Raw genomic sequence first — 13,928 nt, 5'->3', positions numbered from 1 at the left:
GCGGGCATGGGGCGGCCCGCGCCCCGGGAGGTGGGACGCGGGCCGCGGAGGGAGTGGGTCAGAAGCCGGCGGCGATCTCGGTGAACTGCCAGTCGGTCTGGTCGGTGCCGCTACCGGGGCGGTCCCGGTTGACCGACCAGAACGTGAACCTGGCCAGGCCGTGGGATTTGGCCCAGTCGCGGATCTGCGTCCAGATGGCCGTGGTCGTGATCTCTCCCTGGTCGGAGCGGCCGTTCATGCCGGAGATGCCCATGTGGGCGTAGGCGACGGCGTCCGACCAGCCGAAGGCCGACATCAACTCGGTCTTGAGGCCCTCGGACGCCTGCACGGTGCTGCCGTACATGTCCGCGCCGCCGCCGAAGTTGAACGGCATGATCGAGAAGATGTCCACCGGGACCTGGAGCTCGGCCGCGCGGTCGATGAGGCGCTTGCCCCAGTAGTTCGGTCCGGTGTTGAGGGTCGGCATCGTCAGGATCGTCTGGATGCCGGGGTTGTTCTGCTCGATGATCTCCAGCGCGCCGAGGATGCGGTCCTGCACGGCCGCGTTCTCGAACTCGTCGCTGTTCTCGATGTCGACGTCGATGGCCTTGAGGCCGTAGGCGTCGATGACCTGCTGGTAGGCGCCGGCGAGCGCCTGCGGCGAGGAGCAGTTCGGGCCGAGCTTGTTGCCCGACCAGCCGCCGATGGACGGCATGACGTCACCGCCGGCCGCGCGGATCTTGGCGATCGCCTGCTCGTCCACGCCGCCCTTGAGCGGACGCTGGCTGTCCCACGACGGCGTGCAGCCGCCGCCGGACAGGATGAACGCCATCGTGAACCACTTGATGCCGGTCGCGTTCATGACCGTCGTCGGGTCCGGTGGGTTGCCCCAGCCCAGGTACAGGTAGGGCGCGGCGTGCCGGGAGACGGGCGGTGTCGTGCAGCCGGTGGTGGTCGCCGAGACCGAGGCGCTCGCGGCGGACTCGCCGGCGTCGTTGTACGCCTTCACCGTGTAGGTGTGGTTCGAGCACTTGGTCAGGCCGCTGATCGTGGTGCTCGTCCCGGACACGGTCGCGCGGACGGCGGAGCCCTCGTAGACGCGGTAGCCGGTGGGCCCGCCGGACGCGGCGGACCACGACAGCGTCAGCGACGTGTCCGTACGGCCGGTCACGGTCGGGGTACCGGGCGCCGACGGCGTGCCGGGTTCGGTGGGGCCGCCCCCGCCGTCGCAGGACGCGCCGTTGAGCAGGCAGCCCTGGGGCGTCCCGGCGCCGCCGACGATGAAGCCGAACGAGACGGACGAGCCGGCGGCGACGGTCCCGTTGTAGTTGCGGTTGGCGAACGTGGCGTGCTGCCCGGACGTGGTGAGCAGCGCGTCCCAGTACGTCCCGACGGAGGAGCCGGACGGGAGGTCGAACTCGATCTTCCAGGACGAGATCGCCGAACCGGTCTCGTTCTTGATCGTGTACTTGCCCTCGTAGCCCGAACCCCAGTCGGACGACTTGGTGAACGTCGCCGTCACCGACGCGGCGCTGGCCGGCGCGGGGACGAGCAGGGCGAGGACGAGGGAGCAGAGGGCGGTGAAGAGGAAGCCGGGAAGAAGTGTTCTTCGCAAGGTCACTCCCGGGTAGGAGATGCGGACTGAGCGGGAATCCCCCGAACCCCGAGCGGGTCGTGCTGCGTACTCTTCCTCAGCGGTGTGGCGGCGGGCGCGGCATGTGATCGACTTTCTAATAGGAAACTTTCCTATAAATCGACTGAACGGTAACCGGCCTGGCGCGCTCTCGCAACCCCCTGACGGGACCGCGCGCGCCGTCATCTCGTCGGCCGCTCAACCACCCCAGTTGGCGGCCCGAACCGGCCCCGGGCGCCCGCGAAAAAAGACGCCCTCCTAGGACGTGACGGCGCACTGGCCGCGGTCCGCGCGCTGCGGGCCGTCGGCGGTGGGGCGGACGTCGAAGTCGAAGATGGCGGTCGGCACGTAGAGCGAGCAGCAGGCGTTGGGAACGTCCACGATGCCGCTGACCCGTCCCTCGATCGGCGCCGCGCACAGGATCAGGTACGCCTGCTCGCCCGTGTAACCGAACTTCTTCAGGTATTCGATGGCGTTCAGGCACGCGTTCCGGTAGGCGAGGGTGGCGTCGATGAAATGGTTGGTGTCATTGGCGTGGTCGACGGAGATGCCGATGAAGGAGATGTACTCGTCGTAGCGCGGTTCGACGTTCCCGGGGATGAAGATGGGGTTCGTCGTGACCCCGTACTTCTCCATTCCGCCCTTGATCAGGTCGAGGTGCAGGTCGATGAACCCGCCCATCTCGATGGCGCCGCAGAAGGTGATCTCGCCGTCGCCCTGGCTGAAGTGCAGGTCGCCGGTGGACAGCAGCCCGCCCGGGACGAACACGGGCATGAACACCCGTGAACCGCGGCTGAAGTTCTTGATGTCCTGGTTCCCGCCGTTCTCGCGCGGCGGGACGGTCCGGGCGCCCTCGCGTCCGATGCGCTCCAGGTCGGCGCCGCCGAGCGGCCCCGCGAGGACCTCCCGCGGCTCGGGCGGCAGGGCGAGCGGCGGCACCCGGCCGGGGTCGGTGTCGATGAGCGCCTGCTCGCGGGCGTTCCAGCGGCCCAGCATGTCGGCGGACGGCGCGGTGCCGAACAGCCCGGGATGCGTGATGCCGGTGAACCGGACACCGGGAATGTGCCGGGACGAGGCCATCTGCCCGTGGAAGTCCCAGATGGCCTTGCAGGCGTTGGGGAACCAGTCGGTGAGGAAGCCGCCGCCGTTGTTCCGGTCGAAGATGCCGGTGTAGCCCCAGCCCTGACCGGCGATGTTCCCCGTCTCCTGGGGGACGGGCCCGATGTCGAGGACGTCCACGATGAGCAGGTCGCCGGGCTCGGCGCCCTCCACCGCGATCGGCCCGCTCAGCATGTGGTTGACATTGAGGTCGAGGTCCCGGATGTCGTTGGCGGAGTCGTTGTTGCCGACCTGCCCGTCCATCCACTCGCGCGACTCGACGCGGATCTGCGCCCCCGGCCGCACCGTGACCGCCGGCGGGATGTCGGGATGCCACCGGTTGTGGCCGGGCACCTGCTGGTCGCGCATGGACTTCGACTGGTCGACGCTGAACACGACATCGGGCATGTCTTCCTCCGGTTTCTGCTGGTGTCCGTCCCGGGTCAGGGGCGGGGAAGCCGCGCGTGCCGGGGGTCGGCGGGCGGTGCGGGCCGGCGCGGGGCATCGGGGATCCGGCGGGCCACGCGGGGCTCGTGGGCGCTCGCCTCCTGAGCGCCGAGAGCCCGGCCGAGCGGCCGGGACGTGCGCGCGACGAGCGGCGGGGTGAAGACGCGGAACGCCTCCCGGCCGCAGGACGCGCAGGGCTCGCCGTCCCCGGCCGTGCCGATCGGACGGGCGACGTCGAACGGTCCGCACTCCGCGCAGCGGTACTGGTAGATGGCCACGGCAGCCTCCCATGCTTCCGTGGCGGACCATTCCGCAGGGCACCGTCGGTAAACGGGCGACTCCGGAGCGAAGGCCCAGGTGGTCGATGCGGGCGCCGGACGGCCGCGGTGCGGCAGTTGCTAGTCTTAGCAATTGCTAATGTTGCCAATCCGGCGAAGGAGTACCGGGACGATGCTGCCACGGACGGCGAGCGGGCGCGCGCGGTGAGCACGCCGCTCTACAAGCTGAAGGCGGAGTTCTTCAAGACGCTGGGCCATCCCGCGCGGATCCGCGTGCTGGAGCTGCTGAGCGAGCGCGACCACGCGGTGGCGGAGATGCTGCCGGAGGTGGGCATAGAGCCGGCGCACCTGTCGCAGCAGCTCGCCGTGCTGCGCCGGGCGGGCCTCGTCGCGTCGCGCAAGGAGGGGGCGGCGGTCGTCTACTCGCTGACCAGCCCCCGCGTCGCGGAGCTGCTCGCGGTGGCGCGGGAGATCCTGACCGGGGTGCTGTCCGGGCAGGCCGAGCTCCTGGACGAGATGCGGGCCTCCGGGCGGCCGTCCGGCGGCGGGCGCGGGCGGGGCTGAGCGGCCGCACCCGCGCATGCGGCTTTTCCACGCTTATGAGTTGCTAAAATTGGCAATTGCGCATGTCAGTATCCGACCCCCCGAGGACCCGAGTGAGAGACCTGTTCCGCAAGATCCGCACGACCGGCCGCGCCGCCGAGGACGCGCCGGAGCCGCCCGAGCCGACGCTTCCCGAGCACGCCCGCGACCTCGCCGGATCGGTCCAGATCCGGCACGTCGACGCGGGCTCCTGCAACGGCTGCGAGGTCGAGATCGCCTCGGCGTTCGGTCCCGTGTACGACGCGGAGCGGTACGGCGTGCGGCTGGTCGCCTCGCCCCGGCACGCGGACGCGCTCCTGGTGACCGGGCCGGTCACGCGCAACATGGAGGTGGCGCTCCGGCGCACCCATGAGGCCGTCCCCGCGCCGAAGGTCGTCGTCGCGCTGGGCGACTGCGCGCGGAACTGCGGCGTCTTCGCCGAGGCGTACGGGGTCGCGGGCGCGGTCGGCGACGTCGTGCCGGTGGACGTCGAGGTCCCCGGCTGCCCGCCCGAGCCCGGGGCGATCGTCGCGGCGCTGCGCGGATTGTCGGGGCGATGACCTCCGCCGCGTTCTCCGCCGCCCTCGCGCTGAACCTGGCCGCGGCGCTCGCCGGGCTCGTCCTGCCGCGCCGGGCCCGGCGGGTGGCGGCCGGGGCGCTGACGGCGGCCGGGGGAGCGGCGGCCGCCGCCGCCGGGATCGCGGCGATGCGCGGCGCGGAGTGGGGCGTCCGGCTGCCGGACCTGCTGCCGCTCGCGGGCGTCCGGCTGGCCCTGGACCCGCTCGGCGGCCTCTTCCTCGCCGTCACCGGAGCGGTGGTGGTGTGCGCGGCCGTCTACGGGGTCGGCTACACCCGGCACGGCGGCCTGGACGGGCGCGTCCCGCAGGTGATGGCGCCGGTCTTCGCGGCGTCGATGCTGCTCGTCCCGGCGGCGGCGAGCGTGAGCACGTTCCTGCTGGCGTGGGAGCTGATGGCGCTGGCGTCGCTGCTGCTGGTCGTGGCCGAGCACCGGAGCCGGGACGAGGTCCGGACGGCGGGCCTGTGGTACGCGGTCATGACGCACGCCGGCCTGCTGGTGATCCTCGCCGGGCTGGCCGGGTTCGCGGCGGCCGCGCACGGCGAGTCGTTCGAGCGGCTCCGCGCGGCGGCGGACGGGCTCCCGGCATGGGGGAGCGCCGCCGTGTTCCTCGCGGTCTTCGCCGGTTTCGCGTCCAAGGCCGGGATCGCCCCGCTGCACGTGTGGCTGCCGCGCGCCCATCCGGAGGCGCCGAGCCACGTGTCGGCGCTGATGAGCGCGGCGATGGTGAACCTCGGCGTGTACGGGATCGTCCGGGTCGGGTTCGACCTGCTGGGCGGCGGGACGGCCTGGTGGTGGCTGCTCGTCCTCGCGGCGGGCGGCGCGTCGGCCCTCTACGGCATCCTCCAGGCGGCCGTGGCGGTCGACCTCAAACGGCTGCTGGCCTATTCGACCTGCGAGAACATGGGCCTGGTCCTGGTCGGCGTGGGGGCGTCCGGGCTGTTCGCGGTGTCGGGCGCGGGCGCGCTCGCCGCGCTGGCGCTGACCGCGGCCCTGCTGCACGTCGTCAACCACGCCGGGTTCAAGACGCTGCTCTTCCTCGCGGCGGGATCGGTCCTGCACGCCACCGGCACCCGCGACCTGGACGCCCTCGGCGGCCTGCGCACCCGGATGCCGGCCACCACGGCGCTCTTCGGGATCGGCGCGCTGATGGCGTCCGCGCTCCCGCTCGGCAACGCGTTCGTCAGCGAATGGCTGCTCCTGCAGAGCCTCGTCCACGCCCTCCCGTCCGGCGGGACGGCGACGGCCGTCACGATGCCGCTCGCCGTCGCCGTCGTGGCGCTGTCGGCGGGCCTCGCGATCGCCACGTTCGTGAAGGCGTTCGGCGTCGGGTTCCTGGCGCGGGCGCGCAGCGCCGCGGCCGAGCGGGCCCGGGAGGCGCCGCCGCCGATGCTCGCCGGGATGGCCATGGCCGCCGCGTGCTGCGTCGTCCTGGCGCTCTCGCCCGGCCTCGTGCTGCCCGCGATCACCCGGCCGGTCGCCGTCGCCGTGCCGGGCCCGGAGGCCGTGACCGGGGCGGTGACCCTGCGCCTCGCCGGCCTGTCCGGGACCGTGTCGCCGCTGCTCATCGCCGCGTGCCTGCTGGCCGCCGCCGTCGGGCTGCTCGCCGTGACGCGCGCCGCCGCGACGCGCCGGACGGCCCGCCGCCGGGCCCGGCTCTGGGACTGCGGCGCCGGCCCCATGTCGCCGCGCATGGAGTACACGGCGACCTCGTTCGCCGAACCCCTCCAGCGCGTGTTCGACGACGTGCTCGCCCCCGAGACCGACCTGGACGTCACCCCGGTGAAGGAGTCGGCCTATCTCGTGGACAGCGTGACCTACCGGACGCGGATCGGCGACCGGGTCGAGCACCGGCTCTACCTGCCCGTCCTCACCGCGGCGGCGCGGGCGGGCGAGGCGGCGCGCGGCCTGGCCAACGGCAGCGTGCACCGCTACGTCGGGTACGGCTTCTACGCCTTCACCGGCCTGCTGATCGCCCTGGCGGTGATCCGGTGACCGGGATCCTCGGGACGGCCCTGCAGGTCGTGCTCGTCGCGGCGGGCGCGCCGCTGCTGGTCGGGCTGATGCGGCAGATCCGCGCCAGGGCCGAGGGACGGGCCGGCGCCGGCGTCCTGCAGCCCTGGCGGGACCTGCGCAAACTCCTGCGCAAGGAGCCGATCACCCCGCACGGCACCGGGCCGCTGTTCCGGACGGCGCCGCTCGTCCTCGCGGGCACGACGCTCGTGGTCGCGGCCGTGGTCCCGATCGTCACCACGCACTCGCCGCTGGACGGCGCCGCCGACCTGTTCGCCGTGACCGCGCTGCTCGCGCTCGGCACCGTCGCCCTCGCGCTCGCCGGGCTCGACACCGGCACCGCGTTCGGCGGCATGGGCGCGAGCCGCGAGATGGTCGTGCTCGCGCTGGTGGAGCCGACCATCCTGCTGTCGACGTTCGCGCTGTCGGTGCGGGTCGGCTCCACGAACCTCGGCGCGATCGTCGGCTCCACGCTGGACGACCCCCAGCAGGTCGTGTTCCCCGCGAGCCTGCTCGCTCTCGTGGCACTCGTGGTCGTCGTCATCGCCGAGGCGGGCCGCATGCCGGTGGACAACCCGTCCACGCACCTGGAGCTGACGATGATCCATGAGGCGATGGTGCTGGAGTACGCGGGGCCCGACCTCGCACTGGTCGAGTGGGCGTCGGCGATGCGGCTGACGGTGCTGCTCGCCCTGCTGTCGAACCTGTTCGTCCCGTGGGGCATCGCCGGGGACTCGCTCGCCCTGCTGCCGGTCGGCGCCGCGGCGATCGCCGCCAAGGTCGCGGTCGCGGGCGCCGCGCTGGCCGCGGGCGAGGTCTTCATGGCGAAGCTCCGCATGTTCCGGGTGCCGGAGCTGCTGGCCGGCTCGTTCGTGCTGGCGTTGTTCGCCGTCGCCTCCTCCTTCTTCCTGGTGGCGCCGTGAACCACACCCTCTACGTCCAGCTGCTCGACGTGTCCTGCGGCGCCTTCCTGCTCGCGGGGGTGCTGGTGCTGTGGCGCCGCGACCTCGCCGCGATCGTGCGGCTGTTCGCGCTGCAGGGCGCCGCGCTGGCGATGCTCATCGCGGTCCTCGGCGTCCACGAGAGGGACGCCGAGGTCGTCGCGCTGGCCGCCGGGATCGGGGTGCTGCGCGTGCTCGTCCTGCCGTGGCTGCTGCGCCGCGCCATGGCCGGGGACGGGCCGGGCCGGGAGACGCAGCCGCTGGTCAACGTGGCGTCCTCGCTCACGGTCGCGGCGCTGCTCGGGCTGCTCGCCTACGCGGTCACCCGCCCGGTCGTCCGGCTGGACCCCTCGCCCGCGACCCACGCCGTCCCGATCGCGCTGACCGTGGTGCTCATCGGGATGTTCGTCCTGGTGACGCGGCGCCGGGCCCTGTCCCAGATCGTGGGGTTCCTGCTGATGGACAACGGCATCACCGCGGTGGCGTTCCTGACCACGTCCGGGGTGCCGCTCATCGTGGAGCTGGGCGTCTCCCTCGACGTGCTGCTCGCGGTGCTGGTGCTGCAGGTCCTCACCGCGCGGATGCGGGCCTCCTTCGGCGACACCGACCTGGACGACCTGCGGGAGTTGCGCGACTGATGAGCCTGCTGCTGATCGCCCCGATCGGGGTGCCGCTCCTGGCCTGCGCCGCCTCCGCCGTCCTCGGCCGGCGGCGCGGGACGCCCTGGCTGGGCGCCGCGGCCGCCGCCGGGGTGCTCGCGTCCGGGATCGCGCTGGCCGCCGCCGGCCCCCGCACCGGGCTGGACGGCCTGCTGCGCGCCGACGCGCTCAGCGCGTTCATGCTCATCGTGATCGGCGCGGTGGCGCTGCCCGCGATGCTCGCGAGCCCCGCCCACCTGGCCGCCGCGGACGCCTCCGACCGCGACCGGCGCCGCTACGGCGTCCTCACCCAGGCGTTCGTCGCCGCGATGGCCCTCGCCGTGCTGGCCGCGAGCCTCGGGACGCTGTGGGTCGCGATCGAGGCCACCACGATCGTCACCGCGTTCCTCGTCGGGCACCGCCGCACCCGCAACGCGACGGAGGCCGCCTGGAAGTACGTCGTGATCTGCTCGGCGGGGATCGCGCTGGCGTTCCTCGGCGTCACGCTGCTGCACTTCGCCGCCCAGCACGCCCACGTCCCCTCGTCCGGCTCGCTGGACTGGGCGGAACTCGCCGCCCACGCCGGGCGCCTCGACCCGGACGTGACGCGCCTCGCCGTCGCGCTGCTCGTCCTCGGGTTCGGCGCGAAGGCCGGGCTGGCGCCGCTGCACGCCTGGCTGCCCGACGCCCACAGCCAGGCCCCGGCACCGGTGTCCGCGCTCATGTCCGGCGTGCTGCTGTCGGTCGCCTTCTACGCCGTGCTGCGCGTCAAGGTGATCGCGGACGCGGCGCTCGGCACCGGGTTCGTCCGGGTGCTGCTGCTGACGATCGCGCTGGCCTCGCTGGCGCTCGCGGCGGCGCTGCTGCTCGGCCAGCGCGACTACAAGCGGATGCTCGCCTACTCCAGCATCGAGCACATGGGCCTGCTCGCGCTCGGCGCCGCGATCGGGACGAGGCTCGCGATGGCCGCCGTCCTGCTGCACGTGCTCGGGCACGGCCTCGCCAAGTCGGTCGCGTTCCTCGCGTCCGGGCACATCCAGCAGGCCGCCGGCAGCAGCCGGATCGGCGCCGTGCGCGGGTTCGCGGCCCGGTCGCCGCTGGTCGGCGGCGCGTTCGGCGCCGCCGTGCTCGCCCTCCTCGGCCTCCCGCCGTTCAGCCTGTTCGCCAGCGAGATCGCCATCTTCCGCGCCGGATTCGCCGCCGGGCTCGGCTGGGCCGTCGCCGCCGCGCTCGCCCTGCTGCTCGTCGCCACCGCCGCCGTCGCCGCCGGGACGGCCCGGATGCTGCTCGGCGGCCCGCGCACCGGGCCCGGCGCCGCGACGTTCCCGCCCCGCCTCCCGCGCGCGGCGGCGACCGGGCTGCTGCTCGGGCTGCTGGCGTGCGCCGCGCTGGGCATCTCGCTGTGGCCCCTGCACACCCTCCTGCTCGACGCCTCCGCCGTTCTCGGAGCACACTGATGACCACCGTGATCGACACCGACGCCGCCCGCCTGCCCGAGCACGCCGCCGCGCTGCTGGCGGACGGGCACCGCCTCGCCCTGGCTGCCGCGCACGAGGACCCGGCCGGGCCCCGCGTCGTCTACCTGTTCACCGCGCCGGACACCGACCGCCGCACCGAACTGCACGTCCGCCTCGACCGGGACGCCCCGCACGTGCCGAGCCTGGCCGCGCTCAGCTTCCCCGCCGGGCGGTTCGAACGCGAGATGCGCGACCTGTACGGGATCGTCCCGGACGGGCATCCGCTGCCGCGCCGGCTCGTCCGGCACCACCACTGGCCGCGCGGCTGGTACCCGATGCGCGCCGACGCCGGGGCGCCGCCGCCGTTCGGCGACCCCGAGGGCCCCTACCCGTTCGTCCAGGTCGACGGGCCCGGCGTGTACGAGATCCCGGTCGGGCCGGTGCACGCGGGCATGATCGAACCGGGGCATTTCCGGTTCTCCGTCGTCGGGGAGAGCATCCTCAAGCTGAAGGCGCGGCTCTGGTTCGTCCACAAGGGCCTGGAGAAACTGGTCCAGGGGCGCCTGCCGCTCGACGCGCTCCCGGTGGCCGAACGCGTCAGCGGCGACACCACCGTCGGCCACGCCCTCGCCTACTGCCTCGCCGTCGAGGACGCCGCCGGCTGCGTCGTGTCGCCCGGCGCGCAGCGGATGCGGGCCGTGCTCCTGGAACTCGAACGCCTCTACAACCACGTCACCGACCTCGGCGCGCTCTGCAACGACGCCGGCCACTCCGTCCTCAACGCCCAGTTCGGCCGCGTCCGCGAGCAGCTCCTGCGCCTCAACGCGGGCGTCACCGGCCACCGGCTGCTGCGCGGCGGCGTCATCCTCGGCGGCGCCGTCCTGCGCACCCTGCCCGACCCGGCCGCGCTCACGGCCATCGGCGCGGACATCGCCGACCTCGCCGAACTCGCCCTCGGCCACACCGTCGTCGCCGACCGCTTCACCGGCACCGCGCCGCTGCCCGCCGACGCCGCCCGCGACCTCGGCGTCCTCGGCCCGGCCGCCCGCGCCAGCGGCCTGGACGCCGACGCCCGCCGCGACCACCCGTTCACCGACCTGCGCCCGGCCCTGACCGTCCCCACCGCCACGACCGGCGACGTGCTGGCCCGCTTCCAGATCCGTGTCCGCGAGACGGCCGCGTCCATCGAGATCATCCGCGATCTGACCTACGCCATGAACCCGGGCCTGGTCACCGCCTGGCCGCCGACCGCCCCCACCGCCCCGACGTCCGGCGTCGGCATCGTCGAGGGCTGGCGCGGCACCATCGTCCACCGCGTCGAACTCGCTCCGGACGGCACGCTGACCCGACTGAAGATCGTCGACCCGTCCTTCTTCAACTGGCCGGCCCTCCCGGTGGCGCTGACCGGCGCGATCGTCCCCGACTTCCCGCTCGTCAACAAGAGCTTCAATCTCTCCTACGCGGGCAACGACCTCTAACCTGGGCGCCCATGGAGTTCCTCTGCTATCACCGCGACCGGCCCGGCTCCCTGCCGCTGCGCGAAGAACTGGGCGAGGAGCACTGGTCCTACATGGACCGCTATGACGCGCAGCTGATCGCCCGCGGTCCGACGTTCGACGGCGACACCGTCACCGGCAGCCTGCACATCGCCGACCTGCCGGACCCCGCCGCCGCCCGCGCGTTCGCCTTCGACGAGCCCAACTATCAGGCCGGCGCGTACCGGGACGTCCTGCTGCGCCGCTGGCGCAACGCGCTGGGCCGCACCATGTGGGACTTCCCCGGCGGCCGGACCGGCGGCGACCGGTGGCTCGTCCTCGGGCTCGGCTCGGGCGAGCCCGCCGACACCGCCGTCCCGCCCCGCGAGGACGACCTCATCGCGTACGGGCCGCTGCTGTCCGACGACGGCACCGCCTGGCTCGGCACGGCGGCCCTGCTCCGCGCCCCCGACGAGCGGTCGGCCCGCGCCCTGCTGACCGAGGACCGCTACGCCGCCATCGAAGTCCACCCCTGGGAGTTCGGCGGCCGCCGCTGACCGCTCAGTGGTGCCAGGGCAGCCGGACGGGTTCGGCGGGGACGGTGCCGGAGAGCAGGCCGGTGAGCAGGTGCGCCAGCGTGAGCGGGTACACCGGCTCTTCGGCGCGCGCCAGTTCGTCGAGCGGCCACCAGCGGTGGGCGCCGACGTGTTCGCGTTCGATGGGCGTGAAGCCCGTGGTGTCGATGTCGTAGGCGGCCGTGCGGAGCAGGAAGAAGTCGTCCCGGAACAGGCCCTTGGCCCAGCCGAGGTCGGCGTGGCCGGAGGTCACGGCGACCCGCGGGCCGAGGGCGTCCGGGGAGATGAGCAGGCCGGTCTCCTCGCGCAGCTCGCGGGCCGCCGCCGCGCGCAGGGTCTCGCCCTCCTCGACGCCGCCGCCCGGCGTGATCCAGCAGTGGCCCGCGCCGGGCTCGCGGAGCGGCCAGCGGAACAGCAGGACGCGGTCGGCGTCGTCCACCAGCAGCACGCGGGCGGTGCGCCGCCGGTAGCCCTCGGCGGGCACCGCGCCGTCCTCGACGGCGGTCACGCGGTCAGTTCGGAACCCAGTTTCGCCAGCTGGGCGTCGTAGATGCGTTGGAGTCCCTTGGGGGCGAACGTCCGCTCGAAGAAGCCGCCGATGCCGCCCGCCCCGTCCCAGGCCGTCCGGACCTGGACACGGGCGCCCTCACCGGCCGGGGTGACCGTCCAGGTGGTGACCATGGACGAGTTGGCGTCCCGCTCCACCAGCCGGTCGCTGCCGGGGGCGCTCACGGTGAACAGGCAGTCGCGCACCCGCTTGCTGGTGGCCGCCAGCTTCCAGTGCACGACCGTGCCCTCGCCCTGACCGCCCTCGCGCACCTCGTACTTGCTGAAGTGCTCGGTCAGCATGCGGGATCGCACGCCGGTGTAATCGCCGAGTGCGGCGAGCACCCGTTCCGGGCTCGCACTGAGCGTCTTCTCCGCGGTGACCACGACCTGTCCCATGCCGCCCATCTTCCCACCGAGCCGATCGGAAACCGCACGGGGCACGCCCTTACAATCATGCGATCGGCCACCCGCGCGGTCAGTCGGGAAGGACGCCTTGATGCTGCCGCTGGAATTCCTGTTCAGCCGCACGTTCAGCGAGGACCCGTACACCGCGTACGCGGAACTGCGCGAGCGGGGCCCGGTCCATCCGATCGATTTCCCGCGCGGGGTCACGGCCTTCCTGGTGGTCGACCATGAGCACGGGCGCGCGGCGCTCAGCGATCCGCGCCTGTCCAAGGACGTCGGGCACAGCTCCGTGCCCATCGACGGCGAGCAGTTCTTCGGCGGGACGATGCTCGCCATGGACCCGCCCGGCCACACCCGGCTGCGCGGGCTGATGGCCAAGGCGTTCACGGCCGGACGCGTCGAGCGGCTGCGGCCCCGCGTCCAGGAGATCGCCGGCGGGCTGCTGGACGGCATCGCGGCACGCGGCGGCGCCGACCTGATCGAGGATCTCGCCGTCCCGCTCCCGGTCCAGGTCATCTGCGAGCTGCTCGGCGTGCCGGCGTCCGACCGGGCCCGGTTCCGCGCCTGGACGGCGGTGCTGACCGTCCCGGCGCTGACCGCCGAGGCCCGCGCCCGCCGCCGCGACGCGGCCCGCGAGTTCAACGACTACCTGGTCGAGGTCATCGCCGAACGCCGTGCCCGCCCCGAGGACGACCTGGTCAGCGCCCTGATCGCGGCGCGCGACGGCGATGCCGCCCTCACCGAGCCCGAACTCCTGAGCGGCATCGCGCTGCTCCTCATCGCCGGGCACGAGACCACGGTCAACCTCATCGGCAACGGCGTCCTCGCGCTGCTCCAAGCCCCCGACCAGCTCGATTTACTGCGAACGCGCCCCGACCTGCTGCCGTCCGCCATCGAGGAACTGCTCCGCTACGACGGCCCGGTGGAGCGGGCGAGCCAGCGCATCGCCCTGGCGGACATGGAGATCGCCGGAACCCCGGTCCCCAAGGGCGCCTGGGTACACGTCGCGCTCGGCGCCGCCGACCGCGACCCCGCCGCGTTCGACGACCCCGACCGCCTCGATGTGACCCGCGCCCCCAAACGGCACGTCGCCTTCGGCCACGGCCTCCACTTCTGCCTCGGCGCGCCACTGGCCTGCCTGGAGGGCCAGATCGCCATCGGCGGCCTGCTGGCCCGCTTCCCCGACCTGGCCCTCGCCGTCCCGCCCGCCGACCTGCGCCACCACCGCACCGGCTCCATCGTCCGCGGCCTCACCACCCTCCCCGTCCGCGTCTGAGCCCG

The 13,928-nt window shown here is 73.6% G+C and carries 14 protein-coding genes; 9 read left to right on the top strand and 5 right to left on the bottom strand.

Annotation, left to right across the window (positions count from 1 at the left end):
- Positions 1-58: 58 nt before the first annotated feature.
- The 3 genes from ABZ806_RS00150 to ABZ806_RS00140 form a co-directional block, all read right to left on the bottom strand.
- On the bottom strand, positions 59-1,594 hold the full coding sequence (locus ABZ806_RS00150) for a cellulose binding domain-containing protein (protein ID WP_500214096.1): 1,536 nt from the start codon (positions 1,592-1,594) through the stop codon (positions 59-61).
- Positions 1,595-1,870: 276 nt separating this feature from the next.
- Complete coding sequence (fmdA, locus tag ABZ806_RS00145) at positions 1,871-3,118, bottom strand: formamidase (RefSeq protein WP_500214094.1); 1,248 nt, start codon at positions 3,116-3,118, stop codon at positions 1,871-1,873.
- A 35-nt stretch (positions 3,119-3,153) separates the two neighbouring features.
- The gene (locus ABZ806_RS00140; protein ID WP_500214092.1) at positions 3,154-3,435 is read right to left on the bottom strand and encodes an FmdB family zinc ribbon protein; all 282 of its coding nucleotides are present in this window, start codon (positions 3,433-3,435) and stop codon (positions 3,154-3,156) included.
- Positions 3,436-3,639: 204 nt separating this feature from the next.
- On the opposite strand from ABZ806_RS00140, the gene ABZ806_RS00135 reads away from it, so the two are divergent.
- The 8 genes from ABZ806_RS00135 (at position 3,640) to ABZ806_RS00100 (ending at position 11,675) form a co-directional block, all read left to right on the top strand.
- The gene (locus tag ABZ806_RS00135; RefSeq protein ID WP_500214090.1) at positions 3,640-3,999 is read left to right on the top strand and encodes an ArsR/SmtB family transcription factor; all 360 of its coding nucleotides are present in this window, start codon (positions 3,640-3,642) and stop codon (positions 3,997-3,999) included.
- Positions 4,000-4,091: 92 nt separating this feature from the next.
- Entirely contained in the window at positions 4,092-4,577 is a 486-nt protein-coding gene (locus tag ABZ806_RS00130; protein WP_500214088.1) for an NADH-quinone oxidoreductase subunit B family protein, read from the top strand.
- A complete protein-coding gene (locus tag ABZ806_RS00125; protein ID WP_500214086.1) occupies positions 4,574-6,589 on the top strand; it encodes a proton-conducting transporter transmembrane domain-containing protein in 2,016 nt (671 codons plus the stop codon). The genes ABZ806_RS00130 and ABZ806_RS00125 overlap by 4 nt, the downstream gene beginning before the upstream one ends.
- On the top strand, positions 6,586-7,530 hold the full coding sequence (locus ABZ806_RS00120) for a respiratory chain complex I subunit 1 family protein (protein WP_500214084.1): 945 nt from the start codon (positions 6,586-6,588) through the stop codon (positions 7,528-7,530). Before ABZ806_RS00125 ends, ABZ806_RS00120 begins: the two co-directional genes overlap by 4 nt.
- A complete protein-coding gene (locus ABZ806_RS00115) occupies positions 7,527-8,186 on the top strand; it encodes a hypothetical protein (RefSeq protein ID WP_500214082.1) in 660 nt (219 codons plus the stop codon). The genes ABZ806_RS00120 and ABZ806_RS00115 overlap by 4 nt, the downstream gene beginning before the upstream one ends.
- A complete protein-coding gene (locus ABZ806_RS00110) occupies positions 8,186-9,643 on the top strand; it encodes a proton-conducting transporter transmembrane domain-containing protein (RefSeq protein WP_500214080.1) in 1,458 nt (485 codons plus the stop codon). Before ABZ806_RS00115 ends, ABZ806_RS00110 begins: the two co-directional genes overlap by 1 nt.
- Positions 9,643-11,121, top strand: a complete 1,479-nt coding sequence (locus ABZ806_RS00105) for a hydrogenase large subunit (RefSeq protein ID WP_500214078.1) — start codon at positions 9,643-9,645, stop codon at positions 11,119-11,121. Before ABZ806_RS00110 ends, ABZ806_RS00105 begins: the two co-directional genes overlap by 1 nt.
- 11 nt (positions 11,122-11,132) lie before the next feature.
- On the top strand, positions 11,133-11,675 hold the full coding sequence (locus tag ABZ806_RS00100) for a YciI family protein (protein ID WP_500214076.1): 543 nt from the start codon (positions 11,133-11,135) through the stop codon (positions 11,673-11,675).
- A gap of 4 nt (positions 11,676-11,679) precedes the next feature.
- On the opposite strand, the gene ABZ806_RS00095 is transcribed toward ABZ806_RS00100, so the two are convergent.
- Together ABZ806_RS00095 and ABZ806_RS00090 are read right to left on the bottom strand one after the other, a co-directional pair.
- Positions 11,680-12,201, bottom strand: a complete 522-nt coding sequence (locus ABZ806_RS00095) for an NUDIX hydrolase (protein ID WP_500214074.1) — start codon at positions 12,199-12,201, stop codon at positions 11,680-11,682.
- Positions 12,198-12,638 (bottom strand): SRPBCC family protein, encoded by a 441-nt coding sequence (locus tag ABZ806_RS00090; protein WP_500214073.1) that lies wholly within the window; start codon positions 12,636-12,638, stop codon positions 12,198-12,200. The genes ABZ806_RS00095 and ABZ806_RS00090 overlap by 4 nt, the downstream gene beginning before the upstream one ends.
- 100 nt (positions 12,639-12,738) lie before the next feature.
- Here ABZ806_RS00090 and ABZ806_RS00085 point away from each other — a divergent pair, with 100 nt between their 5' ends.
- On the top strand, positions 12,739-13,923 hold the full coding sequence (locus ABZ806_RS00085; protein ID WP_500214071.1) for a cytochrome P450 family protein: 1,185 nt from the start codon (positions 12,739-12,741) through the stop codon (positions 13,921-13,923).
- The last annotated feature ends 5 nt before the right edge of the window (positions 13,924-13,928 follow it).

It is taken from the genome of Spirillospora sp. NPDC047418 (genome assembly GCF_040643275.1).
In the GTDB taxonomy this organism is placed as follows: Bacteria; Actinomycetota; Actinomycetes; order Streptosporangiales; family Streptosporangiaceae; genus Spirillospora.
The sequence above is the reverse complement of the archived record's forward strand: the minus strand, read 5'-3'. Positions and strand labels throughout refer to the sequence as shown.

Coding starts and splice junctions, on each gene's coding strand:
- ABZ806_RS00125 (WP_500214086.1), top strand. CDS start 4,574: ATGACCTCCGCCGCGTTCTCCGCCGCCCTCGCGCTGAACCTGGCCGCG.
- ABZ806_RS00110 (WP_500214080.1), top strand. CDS start 8,186: ATGAGCCTGCTGCTGATCGCCCCGATCGGGGTGCCGCTCCTGGCCTGC.
- fmdA (WP_500214094.1), bottom strand. CDS start 3,118: ATGCCCGATGTCGTGTTCAGCGTCGACCAGTCGAAGTCCATGCGCGAC.
- ABZ806_RS00090 (WP_500214073.1), bottom strand. CDS start 12,638: ATGGGACAGGTCGTGGTCACCGCGGAGAAGACGCTCAGTGCGAGCCCG.
- ABZ806_RS00085 (WP_500214071.1), top strand. CDS start 12,739: ATGCTGCCGCTGGAATTCCTGTTCAGCCGCACGTTCAGCGAGGACCCG.
- ABZ806_RS00105 (WP_500214078.1), top strand. CDS start 9,643: ATGACCACCGTGATCGACACCGACGCCGCCCGCCTGCCCGAGCACGCC.
- ABZ806_RS00100 (WP_500214076.1), top strand. CDS start 11,133: ATGGAGTTCCTCTGCTATCACCGCGACCGGCCCGGCTCCCTGCCGCTG.